Genomic DNA, 9,818 nt, shown 5'->3' with positions numbered 1-9,818 from the left:
ACCATCCATGGCCTCTGGGACGCCATCGGCCGCATCGTGGACCTCTACTCACCCCAGGAATGCTCGAACTATTTTGCAGCCGCTGGTTACGATGCAGACTGATCAGAAACCGCTCTAGCTATGGCAGGGAGCGATCCCGTTGACGGTGGGAGCCATCTGGCTCAGAATGCATGCCGCGCCGATGGTTGTCGGCGCATGGATATCTGCTGGCCGAAACCCGCCGCTACTTCCCAACATAGGACGTTGTCCACGCGAATGGTCTTAGGCGCGCCGCGGGTCGACGAGATCCGTGCCATCGCCTCGACCACCTGCTCGCCCTTGATCCCCTGGTCGACGTCGATCGCCAGCGCTTCGCGGGTGAAGGCGTCAACCACGGTCAGCGCCCGTAACCGCCGGCCGTCGAACAACGCGTCAGAGACGAAATCCATCGACCACATCTCGTTCGCCGCCAGTGCCGCAGGTTGGCGTTCGCGGTTGGCAGCGCTGACGTTGCGTCTTGGCTTCTTAAGCCGAAGGCTCAGTCCATCATTTCGATATAGCCGATAGACGCGTTTGTCGTCTAATCGGTCAAGCCGTTTGCCAGGATGCTCGTAGTCGATCTGCTTTGCGCATCGTTGTCGTCTTCGAGGTCAGCACGAGCGTGCAGCCTCAGCATGGCGCCAGATCGCCGGCCTCTCGATGTGATTCCCGTGTTCCGAATGGTCACAAAGCGTGTCACGAGATGGCCGTGGCCGCACCCTGGCGGGGCGGCAGCTCGGTATATCAGGTATCAGACCATGGCAGTCACCTTTGGCTCGAAGCCGCGCCCTTCGATCCTCATCCGGTGCAGGATCACCGCCAGCTTGCGGGCCAGCGCAACACGCGCCTTCCAGAAACCTGATCTGCGGCCAACGGCGGTGCCCCAGTCCTTCAGCGCGAACGTCTGCGAGGTGCGTGATAGTATGACGTTGGCCGCTTCGAACAGCAATTTTCGGGTAAGGCGATCTCCACATTTGGAGATTCTGCCGTTGATGTCGACCTCGCCGGACTGATAGCGACGTGGCGTAAGACCGAGATAGGCGCCGACATCCTGCGAGCGTCGGAAGCGGTGGGGATCCTCAATAGTAGTCATGAAGCTGACGGCGGTCAGCGGACCGACACCGGGCGTCGTCATCATCAAGCGGCAAACGCCGCTCTGCCGAGCAACCCGGGCAAGCTGCTTGGCAATAGCATGCTGCCGCTCCCGCAGAGTCCCCAGCATTGCCAGCAGGCTCTCGAACAGGGCGGCGACTACCGGATCGTCAGGCAGTGTCGCCCTAACCTGACGCTCGAAGGTACCACCCTTGCCGGGTCCGATCAGAATACCGAAGGTCTTCGCCAGCCCACGGATCTTGTTGATGAGCGCGGTGCTCATGCCGACCAGCTGATCTCGCGTGATCAGTAGCGCGCGCAGCCGATGCGTCTCCATGGAGCGAACAGCGACTGGCCGGTACCAGCCCGAGCGGACCAGCCGTGCCAAGCCAAACGCGTCGTTGCGGTCCGTCTTGTTCATCTGCAGCTTCAAGGCGGCCGCAGCGTGTCTGGCATCAAGGCACACGATTGGAAGCTCGAGTGCGGTCAATGCATGCCAGAGCCACACCGTCATCGGCCCAGTCTCGATGCCGATCTTCAGAGCGCCGGCGGCCCTGCGCATCAACACCGCGGCGATGGCATCCGGGTCCGTTCGCGACTTGCCTTCCCAGATGCGGGTGCCCGCCTCATCCACGACGCAAATCGCAGTCTCTTTCATCGACACGTCCAGGCCAACATAACAGGTCATCTTCCGTCCTCCTCTTCAAGGGACGACAGGCTATCGCGGAGCAGCGCTTCTCCCAATTACGCCATGTGGTTCACGATCCATCCTTCCCTGCGCAGCAGGATGTAGATCCGGAAATAGCCATAGCGCGTTCGCGTCGCCGCCAGATCACGGATGCGCATCACCAGCGGCGTCTGGTCCGGCTTGTGCGAGATGTAGCGCACCGACGACCGCTCGACGCCCAGCGCCGAGCAACTGCGCCGCTCGCTTACGCCATGGGACGCCTGGACGTACGCGACGAGTTCGCGCCGTCGTCCAGGCGTCAGAGCTTTTTTCCCAGAACGTCCTGCAGGATGTGCTTGTCCAGGCTCAGGTCGGCAACCAGCTGTTTCAGCTGCCGGTTCTCGTCCTCAAGCTGCTTCAGGCGCCTCAGCTCGCCGACGCCGAGACCGCCGTACACCTTCTTCCAATGGTAGAACGTCTGCTCCGAAATCCCCATCCGCCTGATGACTTCGGCCACCGGCGTACCGGTTTCTGCCTGCTTCAACGCGAAGGCAATCTGCTCATCTGTGTACCTAGATTTCTTCATTTCCAGCTCCTTGCCCGAAGGCTTCAACAAGGCCGGAAAACTCTCGCTCAAAATGGACTGACCTGCTCCCCGGAATTCATGCCATTGGTAAGTTAGCTCGTCAGATGGAGACGAGTGATGCGGCGAGGCCGATTTACCGAGGATCAGATCATTGGGGTGCTGCGCGAGCATGAGGCTGGCGTGAAGACCGCCGACCTGTGCCGCAAGCACGGGATCAGCGACGCGACGTTCTACAACTGGAAGTCGAAGTACGGCGGGATGACCGTGTCGGAGGCGGCGCGGTTGCGGACGCTCGAGGACGAAAACCGACGATTGAAGAAGCTGCTGGCGGAGTCGATGCTGGACGTGTCGGCTCTGAAGGATCTGCTGGGAAAAAACTGACCCGGTCTGCAGAGCGCTACGCTGAAGTGGAGAAGCTGATGGCCGATCACGGCTTCTCCGAGCGCCGCGCCTGCAGGCTGATCGGGGTCAATCGGTCGGCGTGGCAATATGAACCGCTTCGCGGGAAGGACGATGCTGTCCGCGAGCGGATGCGCGAGATCGCGAACGAGCGCCGTAGGTTCGGCTACCGACGGCTGGCGATCTTGCTGCGGCGTGAGGGCAAGGGCATGAACTTGAAGAAGGTGTACCGGCTGTATTGCGACCGTATTCACATGTTATTCTCTAATTATACGAAAATCTTACAAACTGCCGCGATTGCGGCTACCGCAGCAAAGGCGACACCCACCTTTTGCCACTTGGCTAGATTTGTTGCCGGCTTAGACATTTCAAATCGTGATGCTTGGGTGCGCTCGATTGCGGACCTTGTTGTGGGCGTGAGTTCTCCATAGTGAAGGGCATCAGAAAGAGCCTGATTGTCCCACCGTTTGGCATCAGCAAAAAATGCCTCATCATGACTGGCTCCCTTTAGGGAACGTACTTGGGCCTTACGATATTCGATTTTATCGACTTCGTCCTTTGTCATGGTCATCCTAGGTTTGGAGCTACTGCTCATATTGTACCGCCATAGGCGTTAACAACACGCGGCGATCCGCCACCTATGGTACGTTTTGGGTATACCCTCAGGGCACTGCAAAGCGCCGGTCTTTTTTCCGTGCAGGGCAAAACTTCAAGAAACAACAGGGAAGTCCGGGCAAGTCTTCTTGAATTCTAAAAGCATAGAGGACCATCGAGCACCTACCCTACGAAGACCGCTTCTGGCGCGGGCGACCGTCACGGGCTGTCACCCCCTGTAGCCGTCCTTGCCGACCAACGGGCGGATCGGCTGATGGAAGAGGGTGAGGTCGGATCGAGTGACCGTCACCGGATCGCTCAGCGACAATCGACCCCGATCCACCGCGTCCATGACCGCAATCGCAACCCAGAATTTGCGCACGCTTTGCTAGGGGCGAGGCCTGTCTCCTTCCCAGGCGACCACCCAACCGTCATCGACTTCGCGTACGCTAATACCGACATCACCCTTTAAACCGGTGCCCAGTGCCTGAACCGCGTTGAGCAGGTCGGCCGAGGGCTGAGGGCGCGTTTGCACAGTCTTTGGCGGCGTTCGGGCGGGTGTGGTCGTCTGCACCGTGATAGGCACTGATGCGGGCGACACGGGCTGCCTTCCGGCAGGAACGCATGCTGCAAGAACGGACAGACCGGCGAGGATAGCGACGCGACGATACGGCAAAGCAAATGGCAACAAGACTTCCCTTTTTAGATCTTGTAACGGCTTGTTCGTACAGCGGGACCTAGCGCCACGAGTTCGACGCGTCTCGAACCCGGCTTACCGCAGTGATCACCGCGGGCAAATCTGCTGCAGGGCTGACTCACCGAAATCAGTGTAGCCGGGATCAGGACTTGGGTTTAACCGGCGATATGCGCCTTCCACGCTCTCCTCTTTTTGCGCCGTTTCTCATCGTCGCGCTGCTGGTCAGCGTGACCGGTGCCGGATGGGCGACGACCTGGACCGGCTCGGTAATGCTCTGGATATTAAGCGGGGTCATCGCTCTGGTCATGTTCGCCGCGCTGCTGCGCGATGCCGAGTAACGTGCCCCGTCATGTTTGGGCTGACGGACGAATGACCTTAGTCGTCGCGACGATACGGTCGGCAACGTCCTGGTTGCGTCAGCGCCTGCGCGCGAGCGAGGCCGTCTTGATCTTGCTCGCGGTGGCAATCGGCGGTGTGGCCGGGCTGTTGAGCGTCCTGCAGGGGGCGGTCGCGCGGATGATACAGCATCTCCTGTTTGCACTGCCGAGTGGCCAACGGCTGAGCGCGACACCGGCGATTCCCTTGCTGGCGCTTCTCGCCTTGCCGGTTGGGGGTGCCATGCTGGCCCTGTTCTCCTTGGTTACGAAGGCGCGGGCGCGTCACATGGTAGACGCCGTCGAGGCGAATGCATTGCACGGTGGTCGTATGTCATGGAGCGACAGCCTCGTCATCTCGGGCCAGACGATCATCTCGAACGGCTTTGGTGCATCGGTCGGTTTGGAAGCGGCCTATGCTCAACTCGGCGGGGTCGTTGCCTCGATTGCAGGTGGCTGGTTCCGGCTACGACGCGCCGATCTGCGTATTCTCGTTGGTGCAGCCACCGGTGCCGCGATTGCCGGCGCGTTCGGAGCGCCGCTTGCCGGTGCGTTTTACGCCTTCGAAATCGTTATCGGTGCCTATACGCCCGCCGCGATTGCCCCCGTTGCCGCTGCGTCGCTGTCAGGTGTCCTCGTTGCCCAAGCGTTTGGCGCGCAACCGTATCTGGTCAATGCTACGGTTGGCGAGCAGGTACAAACTCACCACTATCTCATCTACGCGGGATTGGGTGCCGCCGCCGCGTTGACTGGAATCTTCCTGATGCGCGCGGTCGCCGAAGTCGAGGCACTGACACGTCGCCTACCCATCCGCACGTCGTGGCGACCGATCGTCGGGGGTGTTCTGCTGATCCCGCTCGCCTGGATGACGCCGCAGGTCCTGTCGGCAGGACATGGAGCGTTGCACATTGATCTCCAATACGGCGTACCTCTGACGATCCTGGCGGCGATCTTCATCATGAAAAGCGCCGCATCGATCATATCACTGGGCTTTGGTTTCAGGGGCGGGCTGTTCTTCGCCTCGCTATTCCTCGGCAGCCTGCTTGGCCAACTTTATGCTGGTGGACTGGGCTGGTTGGCAGGCCAGTCGTTGGTCGACCCAGAGAACGCCGCGCTGGTGGGTATGGCGGCACTGGCCGTCGCGGTCGTGGGCGGCCCGATGACGATGGCTATGCTGGTGCTCGAGGCAACGCACGATTTCTCGCTTGCCGGTGCGACGATCGCCGCGTCGCTCGTGTCATCGACGATCGTCCGCGAGACCTTCGGGTATTCGTTCTCGACCTGGCGGCTTCACCTGCGTGGCGAGACGATCAAGAGCGCGCGTGACGTTGGTTGGGTTCGCACTCTGACTGCCGGGCGAATGATGCGGAAGGTAGAGAGAGCGACACCCGCCCGGATAAGCATCGTCGAGTTTCGCCGCCTGTTTCCGTTGGGATCGACCAGTCGAGTTGTGGTCGTCGACGATCAGGATCGCTATGCTGGCATTGTCCAGACCGCCAGCGCCTTCGCCGAGGGCGTAACGTCCAATGAGGCGGTCGGTTCGTTGGCTATACATCAAGACCAGATGCTGTCACCGGATGCCGACATCAAGGCTGTCATGTCCGCCTTTGATGCCGCGGGGGCAGATGAAATGGCTATCGTGGCCGCTGATGGCAAAGTGCTTGGAGTCGTTTCGGAATCCTACGTCCGGCGACGGTATGCCGAGGAACTGGATAAGTCCCAGCGGGAAATGTTCGGCGAGGCGTGATCGTGCCCGCTGATCCTCAGCCACAAATGTCACTGGACCAGTACACCTAGTTTTACCGTTTTCGCGGCGGCAAGATCCAATGAGCCTTGTTTAATGACTGAGCCGCGCCTGCGATGGATCCCGCACGACATCGACCACGATTTTCGCACACCTTCACATCGACTTCATCACCCTCGTCACCTTGGACCCGATCACCGTTGCCATTCGAGGGTAGGTGGGCAGTCAGCGCCTTTCGGTGAGCACATGTTCGATGATACCGGCTGGCGATCCAACTCATCGGTTTCAAGCGCTTTGCGATCGGAGTCGATGTGGTCCAAACTCCATCTGGTCATGAATGCGCTGCGACGTCGTCGAGGTCAGTTCGACGGCTCGGCGTCAGGCGTCGTCAAACGCTTTGAGGATTGGGCACGGACCAGCTGATCCAGAGCCGCAGTCATCTGCGAGTCGACTAAGTGCATCACGTGCTGCCTGCATTGCAGTGATCTGGGCATCGAGTGCTGCAATGCGGGAGCATGCCAGCTCAAGCACCTGCGGCCGATCGTCGGTAGCGTGTAACGCCAGAAGCCGCTCGATTTCGTTGAGGGTGAAGCCGGCGGTTTGTGCCTGACGGATAAAGCGGAGGCGTCGGATTTCGTCTTCGCCATAGCGGCGGATCCCGCCCCCCGGTCGTGGAGGTTCGTTGAGCAGGCCGCGCCGCTGATAATAACGCACTGTCTCCACGCCGACCCCGCCTGCATCGGCGAATTTGGCGATCGTCATCGTCGACATCTGGCCTTGACTCCGAACCATGGTACGGACCCTATATGGGGTGGGTGCAGCCGCAAGCCAGGAGCGCCCCCGTGTCCGACCGTCCCGTCGCCGTCCTCCATCGCATGGTCATGCCCGACCATGTCTGCCCCTTTGGCTTGAAGGCGCTGGACCTCTTGAAACGCAAAGGCTTCGAGGTGGAAGATCACCACCTCACGACACGGGAGGAAACGGACGCCTTCAAGGCGCAGCAAGGCGTCAGGACAACGCCGCAGGTGTCTATCGCCGGCGAGCATATCGGCGGCTATGACGACCTGCGGCGTTGGTTCGGCATTCCCGTTACCAAGGCAGGCTCGACCAGCTACCGGCCCGTGATTGCGCTGTTCGCAATGACCGCGCTGCTCGCGATGGCTGCTAGCCATGCAGTCCTAGGCTCGCCCCTGACGCTTCAGGCACTGCAGTGGTTCGGTGGCTTCAGCATGGCGACGCTAGCGCTGCTCAAGCTACAGGACGTCGAACGTTTCTCGACGATGTTTCTGAATTACGACCTGCTCGCCAAGCACTGGGTCCGGTACGGCTATGTCTATCCATTTGCGGAAGGCTTCGCGGGGGTGTTGATGACCGCCGGCATATTGAACTGGCTGTCAATTCCGATCGCGCTGGTCATTGGCATCGTCGGGAGTGTGTCCGTGTTCAAGGCGGTTTACATCGACGGACGCGACTTGAAATGCGCCTGCGTTGGCGGCTCGTCAAACGTTCCGCTCGGCTTCGTCTCACTGACCGAGAATCTCGGCATGATTGCAATGGCGGTCTGGATGCTGATCGGCGTCGTTGCAATGTGATAGCCGGCCTCATCACCGTCGAACGCGGGGCGACGAGCTTCCTTCAGCGATCCTTGGCGGACATGCGGCCCTTCCTCTGGCCCTTGCGCGCGACTGGCCTTTGTATGGCATACGGGCGCTGGCGGCGACGCCCGGGCCGCCATGCCTCCAGCGCCTGCCGCAAAGCTCTCTGGTCGGGCATTCAGCTATATGCTCCTATGGCGCGCAGGGTGCGATCGATCATAAAAATGCTGCCATCGCCCCGCAGTGCACACCACGATACGACCAGTCCCTCAGCGTGTCGTCCTGCGATCCCGCCTCAAAGCGAGACCGAGGATCGTCAGCGCCGCGACGGCAAGTAACGGCCAATCACCTTGTTGTGCATAGGTTGTAGTTGCCATCCGAGCCGGCAGATACGTTGCAATGGTCCCGGCTTCGTGCGTTTTGATTGCAGCCAAAATACTACCATCGGCCCGGATGACGGCTGAGACCCCGGTGGGTGTCGACCGTACGAGGGGTAGCCCTTGTTCGATCGCCCTCAACCTCGCTTGTTCCAGATGCTGCCAGGGGCCGGGCGGATCGAACCATGCGTCATTCGATGGATTGAAGATAAACAACGGTCGCGGATCTGGCGATGAAACGCCATTCGGAAAGGTAATTTCATAGCAAATGGCAGATGCCATTCCCAGGCCAGCAACCGACAAGACGGCGGTATTCCGACCTGCAACAAAATCCGCCTCCCCTTGCACGAGACGGGCAATGCCGAGGGGGGCCAGTAGTTTTCGAAAGGGGAGATATTCGCCGAATGGAACGAGCTTCCGTTTGTCGTATCGGCCTTTGATTCGCCCTTCGGAGTCCAAGATGAAAATGCTGTTCGTTGGCTTGCCGTGAACGTCGCTGCCCAACGCTCCGGTGATCAGGAGATCGCCAGATTTCAGCATCGATGCGGCAAGGCGGCGGAGCGAGGGATCGGCGTCGGCAAAGTCGTCGATGGCGGCCTCAGGCCAGAACACCAGACGCTTGCCCGTGGTCCGCGGTGCGGTCATCAGACTGAGGTAACGGCGGATCTGCCGGCCGGGGGACGAACGTATTTTCTCGCCTTGCCGTATATCGGGTTGTACGAGCAATATTTGAACACGGGTATCGGGGGGCAGGTCCGGATGGGGCCAAAATGCCGCCCCCAAGGCAAGCGTTACTAACGCGAGGGGACTGGCAAGCGGATGGTGCCGCAATGCAGCGATCAAGCCCGCTGCCAGGATCAGCAGTGCGGAGAGACCCAGCGCTCCGATATCGCTGCCGAACCGGGCGATCGGGGGAAGCGACAACCAGATCATGCCGAGCGGATTCCATGCGAAACCGCTGAAAAGATGCCCGCGAACCCATTCGGCGATCGGGAATGTGGCAGTCAAAGCCAGCGCCAGTCGCAGGCGGTGGTCGCCAGCGATGCTACGGGCCGCCATCATCGCGCCGGCCCAGAAGAGCGAGAGATACGCAGCGAGTAATGTTACCCCGCCATATCCCACCCAAGCTGGCATTTCGGACTGGTAGCGGAACGCGCTGGCAATCCAGGAGAGCGAAACGAGAGATTGGCCAAGCCCTAAGCCGAAGGCGAATGCGCCGATCGACCGATAGGTGCGCATGCTGCCGAGACCGTCAATTGCAACCGCCAAGGCGAAGAGCGTGATTGGCCAGGCCTGAGGCAGATTGAAACCGGTGCCTGCCAGACCGCCAATCAGCGTCCCACCAAGAAGCGTGGCGCCGGGCAGCACACGGATCGCCTCTATCCGGTCGATCCGTCGAGATAGGGTACGATCTGGAACGGGCATGAGACCTCCTGGCGGCGGGCTCGCGGTCGACGCTTAAGAGACGCTTATCATTTGGCAGATGATGCGAAGGTAGACGTCGCTGTCGGGTCGTGGGGCCACGGCTTCTGCGTGCGACGCCACTCCGCCAAAAACGGCTAGAGCGGTTTCTCACCGTGCTGAATCATAAGGGGATTCCCGTCGCTGCGGTTTTCTGATTCAGGTGCGTGCCGGTGCAGGAGGCTGGCATGGATGGCGCGAGCATTGTCAGTGG

General features: G+C 60.5%; 7 protein-coding genes and 4 pseudogenes. 5 read left to right on the top strand and 6 right to left on the bottom strand.

From position 1 onward, the window contains the following. Positions 1 to 102, top strand: a pseudogene (locus U1708_RS20095) (IS630 family transposase); the annotation flags it as partial. A 140-nt stretch (positions 103 to 242) separates the two neighbouring features. Here the strand turns inward: U1708_RS20095 and U1708_RS20090 are convergent. The 3 genes and pseudogenes from U1708_RS20090 to U1708_RS20080 form a co-directional block, all read right to left on the bottom strand. Further along, a pseudogene (locus U1708_RS20090) lies at positions 243 to 566 on the bottom strand (DDE-type integrase/transposase/recombinase); the annotation flags it as partial. Between the two features lie 203 nt (positions 567 to 769). Then, positions 770 to 1,798 carry an IS110 family RNA-guided transposase gene (locus tag U1708_RS20085; RefSeq protein WP_332748038.1) on the bottom strand — a complete coding sequence of 343 codons (1,029 nt, stop codon included), beginning with the start codon at positions 1,796 to 1,798 and terminating at the stop codon, positions 770 to 772. 65 nt (positions 1,799 to 1,863) lie between these two features. Further along, positions 1,864 to 2,363, bottom strand: a pseudogene (locus U1708_RS20080) (transposase); the annotation flags it as partial. A 117-nt stretch (positions 2,364 to 2,480) separates the two neighbouring features. Between U1708_RS20080 and U1708_RS20075 the strand changes: the two are divergent. Next, positions 2,481 to 3,001: pseudogene (locus U1708_RS20075) on the top strand (transposase); the annotation flags it as partial. A 584-nt stretch (positions 3,002 to 3,585) separates the two neighbouring features. On the opposite strand, the gene U1708_RS20070 reads toward U1708_RS20075, so the two are convergent. Then, entirely contained in the window at positions 3,586 to 3,738 is a 153-nt protein-coding gene (locus U1708_RS20070) for a serine hydrolase (protein ID WP_332748035.1), read from the bottom strand. A gap of 398 nt (positions 3,739 to 4,136) precedes the next feature. On the opposite strand from U1708_RS20070, the gene U1708_RS20065 reads away from it, so the two are divergent. Next, positions 4,137 to 4,391 carry a hypothetical protein gene (locus U1708_RS20065; RefSeq protein WP_332748033.1) on the top strand — a complete coding sequence of 85 codons (255 nt, stop codon included), beginning with the start codon at positions 4,137 to 4,139 and terminating at the stop codon, positions 4,389 to 4,391. A 31-nt stretch (positions 4,392 to 4,422) separates the two neighbouring features. Then, on the top strand, positions 4,423 to 6,174 hold the full coding sequence (locus U1708_RS20060) for a chloride channel protein (protein WP_332748031.1): 1,752 nt from the start codon (positions 4,423 to 4,425) through the stop codon (positions 6,172 to 6,174). 375 nt (positions 6,175 to 6,549) lie between these two features. Here the strand turns inward: U1708_RS20060 and U1708_RS20055 are convergent, their stop codons facing one another. Further along, on the bottom strand, positions 6,550 to 6,942 hold the full coding sequence (locus tag U1708_RS20055; protein ID WP_332748029.1) for a MerR family transcriptional regulator: 393 nt from the start codon (positions 6,940 to 6,942) through the stop codon (positions 6,550 to 6,552). 35 nt (positions 6,943 to 6,977) lie between these two features. Between U1708_RS20055 and U1708_RS20050 the strand changes: the two genes are divergently transcribed. After that, positions 6,978 to 7,763, top strand: a complete 786-nt coding sequence (locus U1708_RS20050) for a MauE/DoxX family redox-associated membrane protein (RefSeq protein ID WP_332748028.1) — start codon at positions 6,978 to 6,980, stop codon at positions 7,761 to 7,763. A 272-nt stretch (positions 7,764 to 8,035) separates the two neighbouring features. On the opposite strand, the gene lnt is transcribed toward U1708_RS20050, so the two are convergent. Beyond that, a complete protein-coding gene (gene lnt, locus U1708_RS20045; protein ID WP_332748027.1) occupies positions 8,036 to 9,568 on the bottom strand; it encodes an apolipoprotein N-acyltransferase in 1,533 nt (510 codons plus the stop codon). Between the last annotated feature and the right edge of the window lie 250 nt (positions 9,569 to 9,818).

This window comes from Sphingomonas arabinosi, assembly GCF_036663715.1.
GTDB lineage: Bacteria > Pseudomonadota > Alphaproteobacteria > Sphingomonadales > Sphingomonadaceae > Sphingomonas.
The sequence above is the reverse complement of the archived record's forward strand: the minus strand, read 5'-3'. Positions and strand labels throughout refer to the sequence as shown.